Origin of the sequence: Fulvimarina uroteuthidis, assembly GCF_034321785.1 — a bacterium.
In the GTDB taxonomy this organism is placed as follows: Bacteria; Pseudomonadota; Alphaproteobacteria; order Rhizobiales; family Rhizobiaceae; genus Fulvimarina; species Fulvimarina uroteuthidis.
The window spans coordinates 23,454-46,034 of the sequence record NZ_JAXLPB010000001.1; the positions used below are offsets into that span (position 1 = coordinate 23,454).

Below are 22,581 nucleotides of genomic sequence, written 5' to 3' on the forward strand. Positions count from 1 at the left end.
GATCGTCGATCATCAAGCCGTGTTGCGAGCCTTCCGCGCCTGCCTTATTGAACCGGGGAGACCGGCAGGCCATCTGCGGAATGCCAACGACAGACGATGAAGAGGGTCACATGACCGAACGGCACACGGAAGTCCTGATTCTCGGATCGGGCCCCGCCGGATACACGGCGGCGATCTATGCGGCACGCGCCATGCTGAAGCCGCTCGTCATCGCAGGCCTCCAGGAAGGCGGCCAGCTCACGATCACCTCGGACGTCGAGAACTATCCCGGCTACGCCGATCCCGTGCAGGGGCCGTGGATGATGGAGCAGATGAAGACGCAGGCGACGAATGTCGGGGCCGAGATCGTCAACGACCTGATCGTCGACGCCGATCTCGACGTTCGCCCGTTCCGCCTGACGGCCGATTCGGGCGACGTCTATACCTGCGACGCGCTGATCGTTGCGACGGGTGCCCAGGCCAAATGGCTCGGGCTGGAGAGCGAAGCGAAATTTCAGGGTTACGGCGTTTCCGCCTGTGCGACCTGCGACGGGTTCTTCTATCGCGGCAAGGACGTCGTCGTTGTCGGCGGCGGCAACACCGCTGTCGAGGAAGCGCTGTACCTGTCCAACATCGCCAGATCGGTCACCGTGATCCATCGGCGCGATGCGTTCCGCGCCGAGCGCATTCTCCAGGAGCGCCTGTTCGCCGCCGGCAACATCCACACCCGCTGGAACGGCGAGATCGACGAGATCCTGGGCGACGAGAAGCCGATGCGCTCGGTGACGGGCGTGCGGGTCCGCGACACGCGGAGCGGCGAGACCGAGGAACTGGCCGCGGACGGCGTTTTCGTCGCCATCGGGCATGCGCCGGCGGTCGAACTCTTCGAAGGCAAGCTGAAGCAGAAGCCGTCGGGCTATCTGTGGGTCGAACCCGGCACGGTCCGCACGTCGATCGAGGGCGTCTACGCTGCCGGCGACGTGGCGGACGACGTCTGGCGCCAAGCCGTGACGGCCGCGGGCATGGGCTGCATGGCAGCGCTCGACGCGGAGAAATGGCTGCAGGCGCGCTCCATCGAACGTCACAAGCTCGCCGCAGAATAACACTAGGTTCGCGCAGCGTGATTTGTTATGCTGCAGTGCAATATAATCGATTGCCAGAAAATCGATTGCCTCCAAGAGACCGGCAGAACGGATTGCGATCATGGCCCTCGACTGGGACAAGCTGCGAATATTTCACGCGGCAGCCGAGGCTGGATCCTTCACCCGGGCTTCGGAAAACCTGAACCTCAGCCAGTCGGCCATCAGTCGTCAGGTGGCGGCGCTGGAAGCGGAAGTCGGTGTTCCGCTGTTCCATCGCCACGCGCGGGGCCTCGTCCTGTCGGAACAGGGCGAGATGCTGTTCCAGACCGCGAACGACGTGCTGCAACGGCTCGAAGCGGTCCGCATGCAGCTGACCGAGACGAAGGAAAAGCCGAGCGGCAAGCTGCGCGTCACGACCACCGTGGGGCTCGGGTCCGGGTGGCTGACCGAGCGTTCGAAGGAATTCCTCGAACTCTATCCGGAAATCGAACTGCAGCTGATGTTCGACAATGAGGAGATCGACCTCACGATGCGCCGGGCGGATGCCGCCATCCGCCTTCGCCAGCCTCAGCAGCCGGACCTCATCCAGCGCCGGCTCTTCACCGTGCATCTGCATGTCTACGCCTCGCCGGTCTACATTTCCCGTTTCGGCGCCCCGCAGACGATCGACGATCTCGACCAGCACCGCATCATCACCTTCGGTGAACCCGCACCGCCCTATCTGCGCAACCTGAACACGCTCGAGACGATCGGCATCGAGCATGGACAGCCTCGCTCGGCGATCCTGCAGATCAACAATCTGATCGCCATCCGCTCGGCCATCGAGAGCGGCATCGGGCTCGGCCTCCTGCCGGACTACATGATCGACCAGCGCACGAAGCTCGTCCAGATCCTGCCGGAAATCGAGATGCCGACCTTCGATACATTTCTCTGCTATCCGGACGAACTGCGAAATTCGGCGAAGCTGAAGGTCTTTCGGGACTTCCTGATCTCGAAAGCCCGGACCTGGACGTTCTGACGCGGCGATCCTGCGTCCCCGGTCGGGACGCTGGCAAACGTGAAGGGCATGTGACGCGATGATGGCGACGAATCCCGCCGATCTCTTTCCGACGCTTGAACGGCGCGCAGCCGCTCTCGACGCGGACGGCCAGCCGAAGCGCATCGTCGCCATTGCCGACGTGCATGGAATGGCGAGCCATCTCGACCATCTCGTTGCAGGCGTGAATGGCATCGATGCGTTCGCCGACGCCGCCTTCTTCATTCTGGGGGATCTGGTGGATCGTGGTCCCGATTCGCGTGGGGCGATCGACCGTGCGCTTGCCCTCGCGAAGGGGCGCGCGGGGTCCCGTATCTTCCTCGGCAATCACGACGAATGGTTTCTTCGGTTTCTGATTGACGAACTGGCGGCGTCCGAACTGTCGAACTGGATCGAACAAGGCGGCCGCGAAACCCTGGCGAGCTATCAGGCGGGAACCGACCGTTCGCCGCAGGGCGTACGAGAGGCGATTCTCAAGGACTGTCCATCCCATCTCGAATGTCTGAGAAGGGCGGACACGATCGCCCTCGTCGGCGATCTTGCGTTCGTCCATGCGGGCGTCGATCCGACGAAGCCGCTCGACAACCAGTCGGCGCGTGACTGCGTCTGGATCCGTGCCCCCTTCATGCGTCATGCGGGCCCGCTCAGCCATATCGTGGTTCACGGCCATACGCCGCAGAAGGACAACCGTCCGACGCTGACGGAAAACCGCATTTCGATCGACACCGGCGCCTGCTACGGCGGCCTGCTGACGGCCGCCCTGATCGACCGCGAGGCCAAAACGCTGGATTTCCTGTCGACCGATGGCGTCAACCTCGTGATCCGGGAGCCCGTCTTGACGGATCGCGGGTTCGGAACCGTTCGCAAGGCCTACCGACCGGGTGGCGCGCTTGTCTTCCGCAACGAAGCCTAGCGACCAAGGGAGCCCGCACCCCAGGGAACGCGGGCTCGGTTCGCGGCGACGTGGCAAAGCCGGAACGGTTCGGGCGGAGGGCTCTCGCCGGTTCGTTACTCGCCGGCAGCTATGCCTGCGATCGACTTGATGCCGGCATCGTAGATTCCGGTGATCACGCCGATCGCCTCCTCATCCGTCGCGCCCTCGGCTGCGTCGAAGGTTCCGTCCCATGCGAGGGTCGTCAGATTGTCGTTGCCCGACACCGAGATCGTCGATTCGTAATTGGCGACGGGCAACGGACCCTCGACGATCCGATAGGTATAGGTCATCGCGTCATCGTCGCGTGATACGAGGTCCTCCACGAGAGTCCCACCGCCTTCGAGGCTCAGCGTGCGACGCTGCGTGCCGTCGACTTCGCTTTCCTCGCAGGCGGTGACGGCCGGGTGCCAGTCGGCGATCGCGCAGAAACCGCCGACCGTCGACCAGAGCTTGGCCGGATCCGCCTCGATCTGCGCCGACTGGGTGACCTCCAGTGCAAGCGCCGGCGTTGCAAACAGCATGAGACCCGCAAGCGGTGCCGCCACCCTGATCAGGTTCTTCTTCATCTGTGTTTCTCCCGAATTATCGCGGCGTCCGTCCTCTTGCTGGACGTCGGACGCCGTGTACGCGTGCCCAGACGAAAGAGTGGGGCTGACGTTGGGTTTGACAACGCCGCGCCGACCGATGCGGCGCCATGTCCACCGCAGTCATCGGAAATGGACAAGAAAAACCCCCGGCGATGGCCGAGGGTTTTTCGAAGATCGATCGCCGGGCACGCATGTGCCTGAGAGCGATCATGTTGTTGATCTCGGCTTACTGAACGGCGCCGGTGTTCGGCTCGTCCTGCACGACCGAACGCTCGGTATCGGCCGCGTTCTCCGGAGCGAACGTCGCACCCGAACCCGGGATCAGCTGCTCTTCGCCGGCCGCACCCGTGCGATCGGTGGTCTCGGCGGCCGTGCCTTCAGCAACGGTCTCGCGCTCGGCCGCTTCGTTCAGTTCGATCTGCGCCTCGTTGCCCGGGACGATCGTCTCGTTCTCCGGATTGGCGACTGCGTTTGCCGGCTGCGAAAGATCGACGTCGCTCTCGGCGGCGACATTGGTGCGGGTTTCGGCTTCGTTTTGCTCGACGGCGGTTTCACTGCCCGGAATGATCGCGTCCGAGGTCTGGGCCAGAGCAGGCATTGCAAATGCCGAAACGGCGGTCAGGAGCGTGGCGATACGGATTGTCTTCAACATAATGATTCGTTTCCAAAATTCTTCAGCATCGATATTCGATGCAGTGTTGTCTCAGCCTTTACCGGCTGTCGTGATTTGGCTCTTCGTGAACCTTTCATGACGAAGACGTCTGAGCGCGCCAAACGTTGCAGGCGGCGGCGTTGACAGCCTGTATACCGTGCGGCGACAATTACTTCACGCTTGAACAATCACCGCCGCGCATCGCGGCACGCGGATGGACGCGGCAGTTGGTGGAGAGCGCAGTCACACATCCTCGACGGATGGCTGTTGTTCGTTCCACCTCGCCGACCTGCGTCCTCGTTCTGCGTCGTCGTCCCACCTTGCCCGAACAATCCGGCACCGCCCGTTCCAACCATCCGCACGAAAAAACCCCCGGCCGCCAAGCCGGGGGTTTCATCAATCCTTACCGTTCAATCCGCGAGACCGCCGATCGACGACGCTTATGCGAAATTACTGTGGCTGGTCGGGCGACTCGTCCTGAATGACGGATTCCTGACCCTCAGGCTCCGAGGCCGGCGAGAAGGTTGCGCCCGAACCGGGTACCAGCGGTCCGCCATCGCTCTCGGCACCCGTCGTCTCGCCCATGCTCTCGCCTGCGGCAACGCCTTCGCGGGTCTCGGCATTGTTGAGTTCGATCTCGGATTCGTTGCCGGGAACGATCGTCTCGTTCTCAGGATTGGCGGTCGGGCTGTCAGTCGCGGCAGCCGGGTCATCGGCGACGTCCGTCCGGGTTTCGGCCTCGCCCTCCTCCACTGCGGTCTCGGAACCGGGCACGATCGGCGCTGCGGTCTGTGCAAGGGCGGGCAGTGCGAATGCGGAAACGCCTGCAAGAATAGTGGCAGTGCGGATTGTCTTCAGCATGGTGTCGTCCTTTGTCTCGATGCGGTTGTCACGCCGGGTAAGGCGCGTTCTCGCTGGCTGTGTCGTGGTAATCAGCCTCAGGTAAGAAATGTTTTGCTGATAAAATGGTTGCGAGACAGGCCGATAACGCTGGCGTGACTGATCGGGTGACCGGGGCGCCGGGCTCTTGGCGCGTTGCAACCGAAGGACTGGCCGCCATCGCCTTGCGTCAGGGACCGTTTTGCCCGAGGCAGTGCGTGGACGCACGCGCCGGATGGCTGCACACGCACGGAGGAATTCACGCACCCACAGCGGTTGCGCCGCCACAGCCGGCACGCAGGCGTGTTTGGCGCCATGCGAAAGCCCGCGCTACGGTGCGCGCCGTCGCGGCAGGTCGGCGATCCGGAACGAAATGATGGCGCAGGCTGTCTCGTTCGGCGGCGGTGTGGGTTCGCGCTTCGTGCGTGACGGAATGATGAGAAAGAGCAGTTCGCATGGTCGGTTTAGCGACGAAAGCCAACGAAGATCGCGTTCTTCTGGGGATCGGCATGATGCTGGTCGCCTATTTCGCCTTCTCCGGAATTGATACGAGCGCCAAATGGCTGGGGCTTGCCGGGTTTCCGGCGCTGCAGATCGCCTTCATGCGCTATCTCACGCATTTCGTCATTTCCGCGGGCGTTATCGCCAAGGATGGTCTGGAGATCGACCGGTTCCGCTCGCACAGGGCCGGTCTCGTGGTTCTTCGCGGCGGATTCCTGATGGCGTCGACGATCGCCAACTTCATCGCGCTTCGCTATCTGCCGCTCACCTTGACCGCGACGATCATGTTCTCCGCTCCGATCTTCATCTGCGCGCTCTCCTGGTCGATGCTCGGAGAGCGCGTCGGTCCGTGGCGGTGGGGTGCGATTCTCGTCGGGTTCTTCGGCATCATGATCGCCATCCGGCCGTTCGACGCCGACTTCCACTGGGCCGTCTTCCTGTCGCTTTTCGGCGCGGTCTGCATGGCTTTCTACACGATTCTGACGCGCAAGCTCGCCGGCAGCGTCCATCCCGAAACCATGCAGTTCTACAGCGGCCTCGTCGGCACGCTCGCAATCGCCCCGTTCGCGTTCGTCGTCTGGCAGATGCCGGAAGATTGGACGTCGCTGACGCTGCTACTGATCATCGGCGGGTTCGGCTGGTTCGGCCACGAACTCCTGACCCGGGCGCATAGCTATGCGGACGCCTCGGCACTGACCCCCTTCTCGTACGTCTTCATCGTCTACCTGACGATTTCCAGCATCGTGTTCTTCGACGAGTGGCCCGACGCATGGACAATGGTCGGCGCCGTCATCGTCGCGGGCGCCGGCCTCGTCATCTGGTTCCGGGAGCAGCGGCAGGACCGGAAACGGCGAGCGTTGCTGCTGCGCCCTCCCAGTTGAAGCCGGTCAGCGCGATTCCTGACCGGGAACCAGGCCGCCCGACGGCGTCGACGCGCTGATCGTCGGCGTCACGCCGTTGGTGGTGGGCAGGCCGGACGGCGCCCCGCGGGCATCGCCGAAGCCATAGAGGAACGGAATACCGCCCGCATCGACGGGTCTCAGGACGACCCGGCCATCGGGAAGGCGCACCGGACGGCTTTCCTCGCGCTCGCGTTCGCTGAGGCGGATACCGACGATATCGTAGCCGTCCCGGTCCTTCAGACCATTTGCGACCGCGCTCGTCGCCGCGGGAAAGGACGCAAGGGTGAGAGCCGCGGTTGCGGCGAGAAGTCCGACGGAACGCATCAAAGTCTCCTGTTCGAGCAAGTGTGCTTTCCAAGAAGACGGCAGAGGCGCGCCAAGGTTCCCCACACGCGGCAGGGCCGAACGCATGGTCGGGGCTCGCGGCGCGCCGGTCAGAAATGCTTCGGAATGTCGTCGCGGATCTTCTCGCCGGGATGCAGTTCGCTGAGGAGCGCGTGGATCGGTTCGCGGACCTCGGAAAGTTGCATGCCGTCGATGGCGCAGAACATGGTGAAGAGCCGGCCGCCGGACGTCCAGAACCAGATCGGCACCGTCAAGTCGCGATCGTTCACATAGGGACTGTAGACCCGCCGCGCGAACGCCTCGCCCTTGATTTCGAAGACCACCGGCTCATCACGCGCCGACCATTCGCTGACCGGAAGCGACGGATCCTCGATCGGGTTCGACGCCATTTCGTTGAGCTTCGTGCCCATCCACGTCTCGACCGAGCGCCAGGGCCATACTTTCGGGTTCGAGACGTCTTCCGGTTTCAGCCAGCGCGAGGCCGGAGGCCGCGGTGGAGCCGCAGCATAGAGGCACGAGAAGCCGCCGAGGCATTCGGGGCCATCGCAGCGATGGATCTGCCCCACGGCCATCGTCGCGTCCTCGTCTGGCCCGGCGGACCAACCCGAGACGGGTTCGGCGGCGCCGCTGGACATGCCGAGACCGAGGGCGACGAGGCCCGCCGCGAGACGAACTGCGAGACTGGGCATGAAGGCGCATCCGATGGCTGTTCAGGATCGGTCGAAGCGCGATCATGCCTTCCAAGACTTGCCGCAACCTTGGAACGCCCGTGGCCGGGCGCACCAAGGAGTTCCTAAACTCGAAGCCTAGTCGGGCAGCTGTCCAGGAACGATGCCGTCGGACGGCGTTTCCTGATTGTTGATCTCGGTGGTGGCCGCGCTGTTGTTCGATGTGCATGCGCCAAGGAAGACCAGAGCCGCGACGATGGGGAGAAGGGTGATTTTCATGTTCGCTCGTTTCGCTACGATGTTGGTGTCTTGCGGAGTATCGGCCCATAGGCCGAAGGTCGGAATGTCAGCCTTTCCGGGCGACGACGAGATGGCCAGGCGCCGGAAGCCCGTCCTGCATGCGAACCGTGATGGCCTCGAAATGTTCGATCGAAAAACCGAAGACGGACAATCTGTCACGCACATAAGCCTCGCCATGGTGAAAGCGCTGGGCTTTGCCGACGGCGAAAGCGCGACCGGCGAGCATGGCGTCGTCCATGGTTTCGGTTGAGAAACCGACGAGGCCGCCCGGCGACAGCCGCTTGGCGAGGCTCGAGAAGAATGGGTCCAGATCGCCGAGATAGGGCAGCACATCGGTCGCGACGATCAGATCGTAGACCGGGGGCTCTTCGTGCTTCTGGAGAAAGCCGACGGCTTCGGCGACGTAGAGCTTGTCGTAAATATCCTTTTCGCCGGAAATGCGGATCATCTCCTCGGACAGGTCAACGCCGGTCAGCCTGTCCGCCACTGCCTCCAGATACTGGCCGGCGAGCCCGGTACCGCAGCCGAGATCGAGGACGTGTCCGTAGGACGCGCCGCCCGACTTCAGCCGGTCGGCCAGCTGTTCGGGCACGCCGTAACGCAACTGCCGGACAAGGATGTCCTCGAACGATTCTGCGTGCTGGTCGAAGAGCGTGGCGACATAGGCATGACCCGCGCTTGCAGGCGCTTCGCCCTCGCCCATTCCGGCCAGCCGGATCGTCGCCCCGACATGATCGGCGGGGTCGATCTCGAGGCACCTGCGATAGGCCGCTGCGGCCGAGGCAATGTCGCCCCGCTTCTCCGCTTCGAGACCGGTCACATAAGCCTCGCCCAGTTCATCTTCGTCGAACGATGTCAAGGGATCGCGGCTCAGCGACGAACGGCGATGGAGCCGCCGGTCGTTGCCGTATCGTTCTGCAATGGAAGCGGGTTCGCGCTCGACGTGGAAGGGGCGGCCATGCCGATCGCGCCGACATTGTTCTGCAGTCCGCCTGGACCCTGAACACGGACCTTACCGGCCCCGTCCGAGAGATCGACACCCGGCAGACCCGAGAACTCGTCCCGCGCCGTCGTCGGGAACTGGCCGTTCGTCTCGTAGACGACTTCGCCGTCCGGCGCCTGCATGTCGGCTGCGCCCTGCGCGTGGGCTGAGGGCGCCGCGAGACCGGCGGTGACGAGGGCGAGCGCGGCGATCCTGGAAAAGCCTGTAAAGGTCGAGGCCATGAATATTCTCCGTCCTGATGTTACGGCGATAACAGGTCAGGGCCGGTTACGTTCCCCGTGGCGCCGCCTTCTGCGCGGCATCCGCAGGTCGAAGACGCCGATATCAGGCGCTCGCGACCCTGTCTTCGACGGCTGGCCCGGTTCCGGGGAACGTACGGCTCAACCAGTCGCCGAGGACGCGGGCGAACTGGAACAGGGCGGCCGCGGAGATGGAATTGAACACGGCCGGCAGATCCGCCGGACCCTTCAGGAGATCTTCCACCATCTCATCGGTGACGGGCACGTGGATGAACCCGTAATGTTCGATCCCATAGTCTCTCGCATGATGGGCGAGGCGATAGAGCGTATCGTTGCACAGATACGCGCCGGCATTGGTGGACCATTCGAAATCCAGCCCCTCCTGCCGCAGCAACGCGGCGATCTGCGCCCAGGGAAGATGGCTGTCGTACCGTTCCGGCCCGTCGAGTATGCTGGGCCCGGACGGAAACGCCCCGACCCGGTCCTCGCGTCCAAGCTCCCGCTTGTTGCGCGCGCAGAGTTCCAGCCGCACACGCTCTGTCTTCATGTGCAGGCCGAACAGCAGGACGTTGCGCGGGCGATGCTCCTCGATCACGGATTTCAGGACGGTCCAGCTTTGCTCCCAAGCGACCGGCAGCACGACGGAACGAACGCCGTCGATCGGTGGCGCTTTCTGCAAAGCCTCGACGAGCTGGCCGGAAGGATTGAATGGCGCGCCCGGAAACGGCGCGAACCCGGCTATCACTGTCGTCATGCGCCTCAGGCCATTGTTTTCGTGGAACGTTACGATTTCGGCGTATCTATATAGGCACAAAGTCATGTAAGAAAAGTTTTACTTGCCAACGCTTGCCAACGCATGCATCTTTATCGCCGTTCGGGCAATTTCGCGAACGCTAGGTATGGACGATATGCGCATCGGAAGCGCTTTTTCCGAGTGGCCTTGGCTGCGATCCATTTGTTCCTTCCTTAAGCACAAGACTTGCCTGCAGATGCCTTCGGGCGACAATGAATGCTAAGGATCAAGGGTTCATATCATGGCGCAGACCGGTACGGTCAAATTCTTCAACACCGAAAAGGGTTTCGGGTTCATCAAGCCCGACAATGGCGGTGCTGATATCTTCGTTCACATCTCGGCCGTTCAGGCGTCCGGCCTCACGGGCCTCGAAGAAAACCAGAAGGTGTCCTACGAGACCGAGCCCGACAAGCGCGGCAAGGGCCCGAAAGCCGTCAATCTCGAATCCGCCTGACACCGGGCCTAGAATCGCGAACGCGACTGGAAACGAACCGGTCGCGCAGGTCGTGATCGCCGACCCTCGTCCGGTCGTCGTGGGGAACAGGCGTTCGTTTCCTGAGTGGGAGGCGCCGCACAGATGCGGCGCTTTTTTTTTCGTCTTCCAGGATCCCCGATCCGGCATCGAGGCGGCACCCCGCATCGGCGTGCGATCCCTGGCTTCCCCGCCGTGACGCAACTCAAGGAGCCCGACCCGGGAACGTGGGAATGTGGAACTGCGGTGCGTAGGAGTCTCCGTCCGCGATCGTCGACACCTAGCGCAGAATATTCTGCCGCGTCCGCGCGCATCGGGCAATCCGGTCTAAAGCAGCTCCCACGAGTAACTTAAGACCCGGCTCGAACCGCACGCTCGCAGGCCAACGGGACGGCGACGATCGTACGGAACGCAAGGGGTAGCCTTCGCCGTCGAGGTACAAGGCTTTCTCGCAGCCCCGCCGTCCGCCCCCCCCGATCCGAGATAGGATCGGAAGGCCAATCGCGTTTCGCACGGCTTTCCGCCCGAGTGCCCTGCCGTCAGCTCGAAATCAGAGCCACCGACACGACCGCGGTCCAGCCCAAGACCGCGGCAGCGAGAATTGCGTTTTCAGCCAAACGATAATTCATCAACATGGCGTCCTTTCCTGCACCGTCCTCATCGGTGCCAAGCCGGCATCATGATTTAGACATAATTGAACCGGGCAGAATGACAACGCTTTGCCACAACCATGCTTAGCGACTTCAAAAGAAAGCCGATCTCGATTCCTCAAGAAAACGTTAACAGCCAGGGCGTGCGGCGATTGCGGCGCGAACGCGGCGAAGGCTCACATGTCCGTGTTCTCGTCGAACAGCGATGGAAGATCGTGAAGCGTCGCAAGCAGATCGTCGGCCCCGAGATCCTCGTCCGAAAGCGCGGTGTAGCCACCCTTTACTGCCGCGATCCTTGCTCCGGCCGCCTTCGCGGCGTTCACGTCGTTCTCGCTGTCCCCCACGAAGAGACAATCGGCGACCGGCACCGCCAGCCTGTCGGCGGCATGATAGATCAGGTCCGGCGCAGGCTTCGGCCGCGGCCCCGCGTCTCCGCCGACGACGAGATGGAACCGATCGAGGAGTCCGAAATGGTCAAGAATGGCCTCGGCGGGCGCTTGCGGCTTGTTGGTCACGAGCGCGACCTTCGCACCATGACGATGGCAGGCCAGCAGCGCATCCTCGGCACCCGGCAGAAGCGTCGTCAACCGCGTCGCGCGCGGTGCATAGAGCGACAGGAACCGCCGCACGAGCAATGCCCGGTCCGTGTCGTTCATAGAGGCATTGCGACGGTCGAGCGCGCGTTCGATCAGGAGCGGCGAACCGCCGCCGATCATGCGGCGGACGGTCTTGAGATCGAACGGTGCGAGATCCCGTTCGGCAAGCGCCTCGTTCAGCGCCTCGCGAATATCGGGCGCGGAATCGATCAGCGTGCCGTCGAGATCGAACAGGACGGCAAAGGGCCAGCGGGAAGATCGGGGATCTGACGTCATGGTGCGGGCTTTCGTTTGTCCGGCGGCGACCGGCAACATGGATCGGCCGCGCGCCTTCGGCTTCGGCGCCGCGATCCTTCGGTGCGCGTCCAGCGGGGTGAATGATGGTTTGGGGCCGGCCGGGCGCAAGCCGAGGCCGGTTACGCCACCTGGCCGTCGAACATGGCGATCGTGATCCAGTCGGCCGAGAGCGCCGGCTTGACGGATTTCTCGATTTCGATTTCCGCGTTCCAGGAGGTCTGCAGGCTGACCGCCCGCTCCTTCAGCGCCGTCATCCTGAAGACGCCGCGCACCCGCGAACCGGTCTTCACCGGGCTCAGGAACCGTACTTTGTCGAAGCCGTAATTGACGCCCATCTTCGTTCCGGTCACCCCGGGCAAGGCGTCGTAGGCCAACGTCGACAATAGCGACAATGTCAGGAAGCCGTGGGCGATCGTCCCGCCGAACGGCGATTGCGCCGCCGCCCGCACCGGATCGACATGAATGAACTGGTAGTCGCGGGTCGCTCCGGCAAAGGCATCGATCATCGCCTGATCCACCGTCAGCCATTCCGACTGGAACGCCTCGCCCCCGACATAGGCGCGATAGGTTTCCAGCGGAACCAGACGTTCGCGCAAGCGCCTTTCCGTGTCCTCGACCGAACTGAGTGCCATGCGCCATCCTTACGTGTCGTGATTTCGAACTGGCGGACCGCGCCCTTAAAGCGCGGCGCGTCCATGCGTCTTGCATGCTGCTTATATCGCGGCCGGCGCACAAATCGAGCACCGTCGCATCCGTTCCGGGCGCTCGCCTCGCGCTTGCAGCCGCAACGAAAGCCGCCGGCCGCCGTTCGTCGAACAGACACCCGCTTGTGGAAACGAAGCGAAATCCCGAAAGGCATGTGATGACCGATCTACCGACCAAGATGAAAGCCCTCATTCTCAACCATGACGGCTATTCCGGCACGGCCGAAGGCCCGAGCCTCGACGATCTTGCCAGATGGGTGACCCTGAAGGAGATCGACGTGCCGAACCCGACCGACCGGCAGGTGCTCGTCGAGATGACCTATGCCAACGTCAATCCCTCGGACATCCATTACATCAAGGGCGAGTACGGCAAGCCGCGCGACAAGGGCATGCCCGCAGGCTTCGAGGGCTGCGGTACGGTCGTTGCAGCGGGCGAGAAGGCCGGGGATATGGTCGGCACCCGCGTCACGGTTTCCACCAGCCAGGGTGGCAGCGGCACCTGGGCCGAATATGCGATGACCGACATGGCCTCCGTGATACCGGCGAGCGAAGGCCTGAAGGACGAGGACGCCGCGGCTCTGATCGTCAATCCGATGACGGCTTTCGCGATGGTCGATCTGGTGGAGCAGTCAGGCGCCCACAGCTTCGTCATGACCGCCGGATCGAGCCAGCTCGGCAAGCTGATGGCCTCGCTTGCGCGGGAGCGGGGGCTGCACTCCATCGCGACGGTCCGTCGCGAGGAGCATCGTTCGGCGCTCGAGGGATATGGCGTCGGCACGGTCCTCAACACGGAGCGCGACGATTTTCCGGACATGCTGAAGCAGGCGATGAAGCAGCATGCGCCGACCGTGATGCTCGACGCCGTCGGCGATACGGTCTCGGCGAGGATCTTCAATGCGATGCCGCCGGGCGCGCGCTGGATTCTCTACGGCAAGATGAGCCCGGACGTGCCCTCCCTGCCCGATCTCGGCCAACTCGTCTTCATGAAAAAATCGATCGAGGGCTTCTGGCTCTCGCAGTGGATGAGCGAGGCGTCGCCGGAAGAAAGGAAGCGGGCCTTCCAGACGGTTCAGCAGCGTTTCATCGAGGGCAAATGGCGGACGGACGTCGCCGAGACGCTGCCGCTCGCGGAAGCGCCGGCCAGACTTGCGAAGGCGATGGAGGGCATGAATCGCGGCAAGATCCTGTTGCGGCCTTGAACGCGGAATAGGCCGGGTTTCATCCCGCACTGCAAGATTTTTGCGCGGGTTCGCGGTGTCGGTTTGGGATCGGTGGGCTATATCCCCCACACGAACGACCCAATCAGACGATCGGAGACCCTATGTGCGGCATTTGCGGTGAGATTCGCTTCGACGGAGAAAGCGCTTCGCCGGAGCGAATTCAACGCATGGGCGATTGTCTCGCCCGGCGCGGTCCCGACGGCTCGGGCCAGGTGATGCGCGGGCGGGTCGGCTTTGCCCATCGCCGTCTCAAGATCATCGACCTGTCGGAGAAAGCCGAGCAGCCCATGGTCGATCCGACTCTCGGACTGACGCTGACCTTCAACGGCTGCATCTACAACTATCCGGAACTGCGCAAGGAACTGGAAGCGAAAGGCTACGCGTTCTTCTCGACCGGCGATACGGAGGTCATCCTCAAGGCCTATCACGCCTGGGGCCGCGACTGCGTCAAGCGTTTCCACGGCATGTTCGCCTTCGCGATCCACGAGCGCGAGACCGGCCGTGTCATGCTCGCCCGCGACCGGTTCGGCATCAAGCCGCTTTATCTCAGCCAGAACGAGAAGCGCCTCTACATCGCCTCCTCGCTGCAGGCGATCCTGAAGACCGGCGATGTCGACACGGGCATCGATAAGGTCGCGCTTCATCATTACATGACGTTCCATGCCGTCGTGCCGCCGCCGCATACGATCATCAAGGGCGTGAGGAAGCTGCCGCCGGCGACGACACGGATGATCGAAGCCGACGGGTCCTACGACGACGCGGTCTACTGGTGGCCGGACTTTACCGCGCGCGACGGCGATGACAGGCTGTCGTCAGGCGACTGGCGCGATCTGGTCATGGACGCGATGAAACTCGCCGTCGATCGGCGCATGGTCGCCGACGTTCCGGTCGGCGTGCTGCTGTCGGGCGGTGTCGATTCCTCGCTCATCGTCGGGCTTCTCGCGGAGGCCGGCCAGAAGGATCTCAACACGTTCTCGATCGGCTTCGAGGATGCCAATGGCGAGGTCGGCAACGAGTTCGAATATTCCGATCTCATCGCCAAACATTACGGAACCGAGCATCACAAGCTTTTCATCCCCGGTGACGAGCTGGTCAGGGAGCTGCCCAACGCGATCGAGGTCATGTCGGAGCCGATGGTCTCCTATGACAATATCGGCTTCTACCTTCTGTCGCGCGAGGTCGCCAAGCACATCAAGGTCGTCCAGTCCGGCCAGGGTGCGGACGAGATCTTCGCGGGCTATCACTGGTATCCGAAGGTTCACGGCGCGAACGATCCGCTTGCCGCCTATCGCCGGGCCTTCTTCGACCGCAGCCGCGAGACGCTCGCCACTCATCTCAGCCCCGAATGGCTCGCCGAGACGGACGTGTCAGGGGATTTCGTCGCCGCACACTTCGCCAAGGAAGGCGCGACGCTCGCCGTCGACAAGGCGTTGCGCATCGACGCGCACGTGATGCTCGTCGACGACCCGGTGAAGCGTGTCGACAACATGACGATGGCCTGGGGCCTCGAAGCCCGCGTTCCGTTCCTCGATCACGAACTGGTGGAGCTCGCAGCGCGCGTTCCGGCCGAGGAGAAGCTGAAACAGGACGGCAAGGGTGTCCTCAAGGATGTCGCCCGCCAGATCATTCCCTCGGACGTGATCGACCGCAAGAAGGGCTACTTCCCCGTGCCCCAGCTCAAATATCTGTCCGGATCGACGCTCGATTTCGTCAAGGACGCGATGCACTCGGACGCGGCGAAGTCGCGCGGTCTGTTTCAGACGAGCTACGTCGACGAACTGTTCGAACATCCGTCCGATCACATCACGCCGCTGCGCGGTTCGGAACTCTGGCAGGTGGCGCTGCTCGAAATGTGGCTTCAGTCGCAGGGAGTGTGATCGTGGGCCAGTCCGAAGCGGATCACCGCGCCAAGTCCGGCGCCGAATTGCGGCTTAGAAAGAAGCGTTCGACCAGCCTTGCGGCACCGGGCGCACAGGGTGGAGACCGGATGAAGGACGTCGAACCCGACGCCTTTCTCGATTGCGGCTGGGGCCGGCTGGTGTTCGCGCAGACGTTCGAGGATACGGGAAACCTCGTCGCGAACCTGCGCGAGGAGGGACCGGACCGACGCGACATCGCGTTCTACGTCTCGGACCCGCACGTCCTTCTCAGCTACGCGCCGCAGGAACTGTTCCTCGACCCCTCCCACACCTACCGGCTCGACCTGTCCACCTACCGGCCGGGCTCACGCCGTCCCCGCGGCTATTTCATCCGCCGCATGGCGAGCGATCAGGACGGCTCGGAGATCAATCGGATCTACCAGACCCGCAACATGGTGCAGGTACATCCGGCCTTCCTCAACGCCAATCACGACAATCGCTCGCTCACCTATTTCGTGGCCGAGGACGAGACGACCGGCGCGATCGTCGGTACGGTGACCGGCGTCCATCACCGCAGGGCCTTCGCGGATCCGCAGAACGGGTCGTCGCTCTGGTGCCTCGCGGTCGACCCTCAGGCGGTCCATCCCGGCATAGGCGAGAGCCTCGTGCGGCGTCTGTCGGAGCACTTCCAGGCGCGCGGCTGCGCGTTCATGGACCTGTCGGTCATGCACGACAACGACAAGGCGATCGCCCTCTACGAGAAGCTCGGATTTCGCCGCGTTCCCTATTTCGCCATCAAGCGCAAAAACCAGATCAATGAGCAGCTCTTCACCGGACCGGACGAGTTCGAGGAGCTGAACCCCTACGCCAGGATCATCGTGAACGAGGCGCGTCGGCGCGGGATCCACGCCGAGGTCACCGACGGGCCGGGCGGATTTTTCCGGCTGACCCAGGGCGGACGCACCATCCATTGTCGTGAAAGCCTGTCCGAACTGACGTCCGCGGTTGCGATGTCGATCTGCGACGACAAGACCGTGACGCGCCGCATCGTGGAAGCAGCCGACGTTGTGGTTCCCGACCAGATCGACGGCGACAAGGCGGACGATGCCGACATCGCGGCCTTCATCGAGAAACACGGCAAGATCGTCGTCAAACCGGCCCGTGGCGAACAGGGTCGCGGCATCGCCGTGGGCATCGACAATCTCGAGGATGCGAAGGCGGCCATCAAGACCGCGGCCGAGGTGTCAGAGCGGGTACTGCTGGAAGCCTGCTTCGAAGGCGACGATCTGCGCCTGATCGTCATCGACTACCGGGTGGTCGCGGCGGCCTTGCGCCGGCCGCCGGAAATCATCGGCGACGGTGCGATGACGGTCCGGGAGCTGATCGAGGCCATGTCGCGCCGCCGCTCGGCGGCAACGGGCGGCGAAAGTCGCATTCCGATGGACGGCGAGACGACGCGCTGCGTGAAGCATGCCGGCCATTCGATGGACGATGTCCTGCCGGAAGGCGAGAAGATTTCCGTGCGCAAGGCCGCCAATCTTCACACCGGCGGCACGATCCACGACGTCACCGGCCAGCTTCATCCCGCCCTCGTCGAGGCTGCCGTCAATGCGGCGAGGTCCATCGAAATCCCGGTGACGGGGATTGACCTTATGATCAAGAAACCGCACGAACCCGACTACGTCTTCATCGAAGCGAACGAACGTCCGGGGCTTGCAAATCACGAGCCACAGCCGACGGCCGAACGGTTTGTCGATCTCCTGTTTCCCCGCTCGATGCCCTACGCCATGCGAAACGCCCGCAATCGGCAACGAAAGCAAAAGGAATAGCAACCGTGCCACGCCTCGTCATCGACGCCCATTACCTGACGGAGCAACTGAAGGCACTGCTCGATATTCCAAGTCCCACCGGCTACACGGATACGGTCGTCCGTTACGTGGCGAACGAATTGGAACGGCTCGGGCTCAAGATCGAACTGACGCGCCGGGGTGCGATCTCGGCGCTGCGGCAGGGATCGCGGCGGGCCGGCGCGCGCGCCATCGTCAGCCATGTCGACACGCTCGGCGCGCAGGTCAAATATCTCAAGCAGAACGGCCGTCTGGAACTCGTGCCCGTCGGAAACTGGTCGGCCCGGTTCGCCGAGGGCGCGCGGTGCCAGATCTTTTCCGAAAGCGGCATCTATCGCGGCACGATCCTGCCGCTGAAGGCGTCCGGCCATACCTACAATGACGAGATCGACAGCGCGCCGGTCGGCTGGACGCATGTGGAGATGCGGGTGGATGCCCTGTCGCGCAACTATGACGAACTTTCCCGGCTCGGCATCCATATCGGCGACATGGTCGCGATCGACCCGCAGCCGGAATTTCTCGAAAACGGATTCATCGTTTCGCGCCATTTGGACAACAAGGCCGGCGTCGCCGTCATGCTCTCGGCGATAGAGGCGCTCGAGCGCGAGGGCGCCTCGACCCCCGTCGACATCCACTGGCTCTTCACCATCGCCGAGGAGGTGGGCGTCGGCGCATCCTCGATCCTGACGCCCGACGTCGCCTCGATGATCGCGATCGACAACGGAACATCGGCGCCCGGCCAGAACTCGTCGGAATTCGGCGTGACGATCGCCATGGCCGATCAGACCGGACCCTTCGATTATCATCTGACCAAGAAGCTGATCCGCCTCTGCGAAGACGAGGAAATCAAGTTCGAGCGGGATATCTTCCGCTATTACCGGTCGGATTCGGCTTCGGCCGTCGAAGCCGGACACGATGTGCGGACCGGCCTCATCACGTTCGGCGTCGACGCCTCGCACGGATATGAGCGCATTCACGTCCATGCGTTGCGCTCGCTCGCAGAACTCGTGACGGCCTATGTGACGTCGCCGGTCGAGATCGAGCGGGACCGCAATCTGCATGCCGGACTGAAGGGCTTTACCCATCAGCCCAACAGCGAGGCCACGCAGGAGCTGGCCGAGGACTCAAACCCGGCGGAGTAGTGAGCGGACGACAAGCATGAACGAGGTTCTGGACGAGGGCACCGGAAGCATCGACGCGCCAATTCCGGACGCCGGGCCGGCGTTCGAGACGGTGCATGCCTGGCTGGCGGAGCCATCGTTCCGCGTCCTGACCGAAGCCCTATCCGCCCTCGCCGCCCGTGCGGCCGATCATCCAATCGTCGCGATCGTCGCGATTCTGTCCGTCCTCGCCGCGCTGTTCCTCGTTCGGAGCGTCCTCGTCCTCGTCGCGGTGTCGTTCTTCGCCATCGCCGCCGTCGCCGGAACCGAGCCGGTGATGGACGGCCTTGCCCGGGCGGTCTTTCCCGTCGGCTGCTTCCTGTCCCTCGTCCTCATCATGGCGCACGCCCTGTCCCAGCGCCGCAGGATCGACCGGCTCGAACGGGATGCGCCGCCGCCGGGTCGAAGCACCGGGCGATCGGGCGAGACGTAGGTTCCATTCGACGATCCGCAGCGCGGCGCCGCCAGCACGTTACGGACCGGCGTCGGATCGACCACCCTTCATCCGCGGCGGTCGATCCCCGTCAGAAAACCTTGGATCATGCCGACGGTGCGGGCCTTGGAGAAGGCGCAGACCGCGCGCGTTGCGGCGCACGGCAGTGCGCAACCAGGATGAAACAGCGACATGGGACGACAATCCGAAATCGTTCGATCCAAGATCGGACTCCGGCGCGTCACGCTCGATGGCAGGTTTTGAGACACCGTCGCACCGGTGAGACCGTCAGGCCGGCCGCTCGCCGTCCGACGCCGCGCGTTCCACGCGTTCGGCCTCGATCTGGGCGATCGAGAGGCCCTCGACCTTGGTCACGGTCAGGCGCAGATCCTCGATCTCGATGCTGTCGCCGTTCGCCGGAGCCTTGCGCAGATGCTCCAGCATGAGACCGGCGATCGTGCTGGACTTCGACGTTTCGAGCCGCCAGCCGTAGCGCTCGCGCAGGCGGTAGACCGAGGTGGTGCCGGGAATCTTCCAGCGGCGGCCCTGAAAGTTTTCCGTGTCGGGAACGTCGACCTCGAAGCCGGTATGCACCTCGCCCACCACCTCTTCCATGGCGTCCTGAAACGCGACGGCTCCCAGAACGCTGCCATATTCGTCCGCGACAAGCGCCATGTGCGTGCCGTGCTTGCGCATATTGTCGAGGAGCGAGGCGGTGTCGACGCTCGCCAGCGTCTTGGGAAGCGGCCGCAGCATGGTTTCGAGCGTCGCCGCGTCGAGCGGGGTGCCCTCCTCGGTCTTGTGCCGGATGACGTCCTTGACGTGAACAAGGCCCAGGGCATGATCGAGTCCGCCGCGGGTCACGGGGATGCGGCTCGGTCCGGCATCGAGGATCCAGTCGGCATAGTCGTCCGTCTGCACCCGGTCGAGATCGAGGATGATCACGTGCCGACGCGGCGTCATCAGCTCCTCGGCGCGGCGTCCCTGCATCTTGACGATGTTCTGGATGAACTCGGCCTGCTCGTGGGAAATCGAGCCGCCCTCGCCGGAATCCTCGGCGATCGCCGCGAGTTCGCGCGGGGTGTAGTAGCGCGCTTCCGCATGATCGAGCCCGAACAGGGACAGCAGCGACTGGCTGATGACGTTGAGAAGCCAGACGAACGGCCGGAACAGCAGCTCGAAGAACCGGATGATCGGCCACATGACGATAAGGAGGTTCTCCGCGCCCTTGAGCGCCATCGCCTTCGGGATCATCTCGCCGAAAACCACGTGGAAATAGGTGAGAATCACCACCGCGAGGACGAGCGCGACGAGGTGGACGGCCGCGCCATCGATCCCGAGCGCAGCCATCGGCGCTTCGAGCCAGAGCGCGATCTGGTGCTCGCCATACATGCCGAGCCCGATCGAAGCGAGCGTGATGCCGAGTTGGGCGACGGCGACGAAACGATCCTGCGCCTCCGGCCCGTCGAGCTTACCGGCGATCGATCGTCCGTTCTCGGAGATCGCTTCGAGACGCGACAGCCGGCTTCCGACAATGACGAACTCCATCGCGACGAAAATGCCGTTGATGGCGATCAGCGCGACGATGATACCGAGGGCGATCATTTCGGCGCCTCCACGCTGGTGGCGGCACTCGGAAACGAGACCAGCCGCGGCAATCCGTTCTCGACGCTTTCCACGGTGAAATCGACGCCGCCGATCGCCACCTTCGAGCCGCGCTTTCCGTCCTTGACGCCAAGCTTCAGGCCTATGAGGCCCGACATGCTGTCGGCCCGATCTTCGGGAAGCTGAAACGCGAAGGTGCGGTTGACCTCGCGAACCGGAAGATCGCCACGCAGGACGACGCGATCGTCCCGCCGGTGAATCCGCGGCGCCTCTTCGTCGAACTCGTCGACCACCTCGCCGATGATTTCCTCGACGAGATCCTCCACCGACACGATGCCCGACACGATGCCATACTCGTTGAAGACGACGGCGATCGTCGCCCGGCTGTCGTCCAGCCGGCTCCATACCTCGGCAAGCGTCAGGCTGTCCGGCAGGGTCTGGACCGGGCGAATGATGCCCTCGATCGAAGCGTCCGGATCCCGCCGGCTGAGTTCGAAGACCTCGCGGATGTGAACGAAGCCGACGGGCCTCTCGTTCTGCGCATTGTCGATGACGGGAAACCGGGTGAAGGGGGTCGCCAGCATCTGGCGCAGGGCTTCGGCGGCGCTGGGCTCCGGCGTCATGAACTTCACCCGCACGCGCGGCACCATTACCTCGCTGACGGTCCGGTCCTGAAAGGCCAGCACCTGACGGAGCATCTCGTGGGCGTCACGCTTGATCTCGCCGCCTTCGAGACTGTCCTCGATCAGCTGGCGCAGCTCGTCGTGGCTGTGCTCGTCGCCGGCCTCCTTGGGCTTGTCGAGACCCAGCCGGCGCATCACGAAGATCGCCGAACCGTTCAAGAGGCTGATGAAGGGTCCGAGAACGAACAGCGACCAGCGCATCGGACGTGCGGTTCCCATCGCGGTGCGCTCCGGGGACCGCAGGGCGATCGATTTGGGAAACAACTCGCCGAAGATCACCTGAAGCGTCGTCAGGACGATGAGGATGAGGGGTGCGCCGACGACAGCGCTGGTCCACCCGTCCGGCAGCATTTCGTCGAGCGGCGGGCCGACATAGGGCATCAGGGCTCTCTGGCCGTAGACGCCGATGACGAGGCTGGTCAGCGTGATCCCGACCTGGGCGCACGCGATGTAACGATCCATCCGGTATTCGTCGGTCACGGTCCGTTCGAGAAAGCGGGCCTCGGCGTTTCCGTCCTCGGCCTTGGCTTCGAGCTTCGGCTTGCTGGCCGAGACGGCCGCGAACTCGGCAGCGACGTAGAACGCATTGCCGAGCAGCATGGCGCAGATGACCAGTATGATGACGAAGAAGGCCATGTCGCCCGCCCTTTTCTCAAATTCCGTTCGAACGGCAAGGACCGGCGGCGTGTTGAACGCGCCGATCCCTCCGGAAGCGGATCGATCCTGTCAGCGGTTCAGTTGGCGCGTCCCTCGGGACACACCGGTCCCGATGGCGACACTCTCGCAACGCACCGGAACGTCTTCGACACTGCCTTGTGCAGTCGGAAGCGCCCGATCGCCGCGAAAGTTCCGTGCGCGGGCGAGCAAACGTTCGATCAGGAGGTCTCCGCCTGGCGATCGGCGCGCTGTTCGAGCGGCTTGTCGGGTCGGCGGATATGCGGGACCGCCTCCAGCACCAGCGGATGAAGTTCACCCGTGTCGTTCGCATCGATCTTGGCGAACAGCTGGGTGCGCATTCTGGGCTCCCAGAACCGGTTGATGTGGTCGGCGACCCCTTCGGAACGCGCGCCTTCCGGCGTCGACTGAAAAAACGTGGCGATCTGGTTCGCCATATGTACGAGCTTGTCGCGTTCCATCGTGTTTCCTCGCTCAATT

24 protein-coding genes are annotated in these 22,581 nt (G+C 63.6%); 10 read left to right on the forward strand and 14 right to left on the reverse strand.

Annotation, left to right across the window (positions count from 1 at the left end; genetic code table 11):
• Positions 1 to 110: 110 nt before the first annotated feature.
• From trxB to U0C82_RS00105, 3 genes are all read left to right on the forward strand, one after another.
• Positions 111 to 1,082 (forward strand): thioredoxin-disulfide reductase, encoded by a 972-nt coding sequence (gene trxB / locus U0C82_RS00095; RefSeq protein WP_322184649.1) that lies wholly within the window; start codon positions 111 to 113, stop codon positions 1,080 to 1,082.
• Positions 1,083 to 1,182: 100 nt separating this feature from the next.
• Complete coding sequence (locus U0C82_RS00100; RefSeq protein WP_322184653.1) at positions 1,183 to 2,079, forward strand: LysR family transcriptional regulator; 897 nt, start codon at positions 1,183 to 1,185, stop codon at positions 2,077 to 2,079.
• A 58-nt stretch (positions 2,080 to 2,137) separates the two neighbouring features.
• The gene (locus U0C82_RS00105; protein ID WP_322184655.1) at positions 2,138 to 3,010 is read left to right on the forward strand and encodes a metallophosphoesterase; all 873 of its coding nucleotides are present in this window, start codon (positions 2,138 to 2,140) and stop codon (positions 3,008 to 3,010) included.
• Between the two features lie 95 nt (positions 3,011 to 3,105).
• On the opposite strand, the gene U0C82_RS00110 is transcribed toward U0C82_RS00105, so the two are convergent.
• The 3 genes from U0C82_RS00110 to U0C82_RS00120 form a co-directional block, all read right to left on the reverse strand.
• Positions 3,106 to 3,597, reverse strand: coding sequence for an SRPBCC family protein (locus tag U0C82_RS00110; RefSeq protein WP_322184658.1), 492 nt, complete (start codon positions 3,595 to 3,597; stop codon positions 3,106 to 3,108).
• Between the two features lie 247 nt (positions 3,598 to 3,844).
• Positions 3,845 to 4,270, reverse strand: coding sequence for a hypothetical protein (locus tag U0C82_RS00115; RefSeq protein WP_322184660.1), 426 nt, complete (start codon positions 4,268 to 4,270; stop codon positions 3,845 to 3,847).
• A 450-nt stretch (positions 4,271 to 4,720) separates the two neighbouring features.
• Positions 4,721 to 5,131, reverse strand: a complete 411-nt coding sequence (locus U0C82_RS00120) for a hypothetical protein (RefSeq protein WP_322184662.1) — start codon at positions 5,129 to 5,131, stop codon at positions 4,721 to 4,723.
• A 473-nt stretch (positions 5,132 to 5,604) separates the two neighbouring features.
• On the opposite strand from U0C82_RS00120, the gene U0C82_RS00125 reads away from it, so the two are divergent.
• Positions 5,605 to 6,531, forward strand: coding sequence for a DMT family transporter (locus tag U0C82_RS00125; RefSeq protein ID WP_322184664.1), 927 nt, complete (start codon positions 5,605 to 5,607; stop codon positions 6,529 to 6,531).
• 6 nt (positions 6,532 to 6,537) lie between these two features.
• On the opposite strand, the gene U0C82_RS00130 is transcribed toward U0C82_RS00125, so the two are convergent.
• The 6 genes from U0C82_RS00130 to U0C82_RS00155 all read right to left on the reverse strand — a co-directional run bounded on the left by U0C82_RS00130 (position 6,538) and on the right by U0C82_RS00155 (position 9,861).
• Entirely contained in the window at positions 6,538 to 6,876 is a 339-nt protein-coding gene (locus tag U0C82_RS00130) for a hypothetical protein (protein ID WP_322184666.1), read from the reverse strand.
• A gap of 110 nt (positions 6,877 to 6,986) precedes the next feature.
• Positions 6,987 to 7,586 carry a hypothetical protein gene (locus U0C82_RS00135; protein ID WP_322184668.1) on the reverse strand — a complete coding sequence of 200 codons (600 nt, stop codon included), beginning with the start codon at positions 7,584 to 7,586 and terminating at the stop codon, positions 6,987 to 6,989.
• Between the two features lie 117 nt (positions 7,587 to 7,703).
• On the reverse strand, positions 7,704 to 7,844 hold the full coding sequence (locus U0C82_RS00140; protein ID WP_322184670.1) for a hypothetical protein: 141 nt from the start codon (positions 7,842 to 7,844) through the stop codon (positions 7,704 to 7,706).
• Between the two features lie 67 nt (positions 7,845 to 7,911).
• On the reverse strand, positions 7,912 to 8,724 hold the full coding sequence (locus U0C82_RS00145; RefSeq protein ID WP_322184672.1) for a class I SAM-dependent DNA methyltransferase: 813 nt from the start codon (positions 8,722 to 8,724) through the stop codon (positions 7,912 to 7,914).
• An 11-nt stretch (positions 8,725 to 8,735) separates the two neighbouring features.
• Entirely contained in the window at positions 8,736 to 9,089 is a 354-nt protein-coding gene (locus tag U0C82_RS00150) for a hypothetical protein (RefSeq protein ID WP_322184673.1), read from the reverse strand.
• 103 nt (positions 9,090 to 9,192) lie between these two features.
• The gene (locus U0C82_RS00155; RefSeq protein WP_322184675.1) at positions 9,193 to 9,861 is read right to left on the reverse strand and encodes a pyroglutamyl-peptidase I; all 669 of its coding nucleotides are present in this window, start codon (positions 9,859 to 9,861) and stop codon (positions 9,193 to 9,195) included.
• 280 nt (positions 9,862 to 10,141) lie between these two features.
• On the opposite strand from U0C82_RS00155, the gene U0C82_RS00160 reads away from it, so the two are divergent.
• Positions 10,142 to 10,354 carry a cold-shock protein gene (locus tag U0C82_RS00160; protein ID WP_322184677.1) on the forward strand — a complete coding sequence of 71 codons (213 nt, stop codon included), beginning with the start codon at positions 10,142 to 10,144 and terminating at the stop codon, positions 10,352 to 10,354.
• Between the two features lie 844 nt (positions 10,355 to 11,198).
• Here U0C82_RS00160 and gph read toward each other — a convergent pair.
• Both gph and U0C82_RS00170 read right to left on the reverse strand, forming a co-directional pair.
• Entirely contained in the window at positions 11,199 to 11,894 is a 696-nt protein-coding gene (gph, locus tag U0C82_RS00165; protein WP_322184679.1) for a phosphoglycolate phosphatase, read from the reverse strand.
• 140 nt (positions 11,895 to 12,034) lie between these two features.
• On the reverse strand, positions 12,035 to 12,547 hold the full coding sequence (locus tag U0C82_RS00170; protein ID WP_322184681.1) for a MaoC family dehydratase: 513 nt from the start codon (positions 12,545 to 12,547) through the stop codon (positions 12,035 to 12,037).
• Positions 12,548 to 12,777: 230 nt separating this feature from the next.
• Between U0C82_RS00170 and U0C82_RS00175 the strand changes: the two genes are divergently transcribed.
• The 5 genes from U0C82_RS00175 (at position 12,778) to U0C82_RS00195 (ending at position 19,138) form a co-directional block, all read left to right on the forward strand.
• A complete protein-coding gene (locus U0C82_RS00175; protein WP_322184683.1) occupies positions 12,778 to 13,818 on the forward strand; it encodes an alcohol dehydrogenase catalytic domain-containing protein in 1,041 nt (346 codons plus the stop codon).
• Between the two features lie 122 nt (positions 13,819 to 13,940).
• The gene (locus tag U0C82_RS00180; RefSeq protein ID WP_322184685.1) at positions 13,941 to 15,716 is read left to right on the forward strand and encodes an N-acetylglutaminylglutamine amidotransferase; all 1,776 of its coding nucleotides are present in this window, start codon (positions 13,941 to 13,943) and stop codon (positions 15,714 to 15,716) included.
• A gap of 2 nt (positions 15,717 to 15,718) precedes the next feature.
• Positions 15,719 to 17,527 carry an N-acetylglutaminylglutamine synthetase gene (gene ngg / locus U0C82_RS00185; RefSeq protein ID WP_322184687.1) on the forward strand — a complete coding sequence of 603 codons (1,809 nt, stop codon included), beginning with the start codon at positions 15,719 to 15,721 and terminating at the stop codon, positions 17,525 to 17,527.
• Between the two features lie 5 nt (positions 17,528 to 17,532).
• Positions 17,533 to 18,687, forward strand: coding sequence for an osmoprotectant NAGGN system M42 family peptidase (locus U0C82_RS00190; protein ID WP_322184689.1), 1,155 nt, complete (start codon positions 17,533 to 17,535; stop codon positions 18,685 to 18,687).
• A 16-nt stretch (positions 18,688 to 18,703) separates the two neighbouring features.
• On the forward strand, positions 18,704 to 19,138 hold the full coding sequence (locus tag U0C82_RS00195) for a hypothetical protein (RefSeq protein ID WP_322184691.1): 435 nt from the start codon (positions 18,704 to 18,706) through the stop codon (positions 19,136 to 19,138).
• A gap of 288 nt (positions 19,139 to 19,426) precedes the next feature.
• Here the strand turns inward: U0C82_RS00195 and U0C82_RS00200 are convergent, their stop codons facing one another.
• The 3 genes from U0C82_RS00200 to U0C82_RS00210 all read right to left on the reverse strand — a co-directional run bounded on the left by U0C82_RS00200 (position 19,427) and on the right by U0C82_RS00210 (position 22,562).
• Positions 19,427 to 20,743, reverse strand: a complete 1,317-nt coding sequence (locus U0C82_RS00200; RefSeq protein WP_322184693.1) for a hemolysin family protein — start codon at positions 20,741 to 20,743, stop codon at positions 19,427 to 19,429.
• On the reverse strand, positions 20,740 to 22,062 hold the full coding sequence (locus tag U0C82_RS00205) for a hemolysin family protein (RefSeq protein ID WP_322184695.1): 1,323 nt from the start codon (positions 22,060 to 22,062) through the stop codon (positions 20,740 to 20,742). The genes U0C82_RS00200 and U0C82_RS00205 overlap by 4 nt, the downstream gene beginning before the upstream one ends.
• Before the next feature lie 239 nt (positions 22,063 to 22,301).
• The gene (locus tag U0C82_RS00210) at positions 22,302 to 22,562 is read right to left on the reverse strand and encodes a formate dehydrogenase subunit delta (RefSeq protein WP_322184696.1); all 261 of its coding nucleotides are present in this window, start codon (positions 22,560 to 22,562) and stop codon (positions 22,302 to 22,304) included.
• Between the last annotated feature and the right edge of the window lie 19 nt (positions 22,563 to 22,581).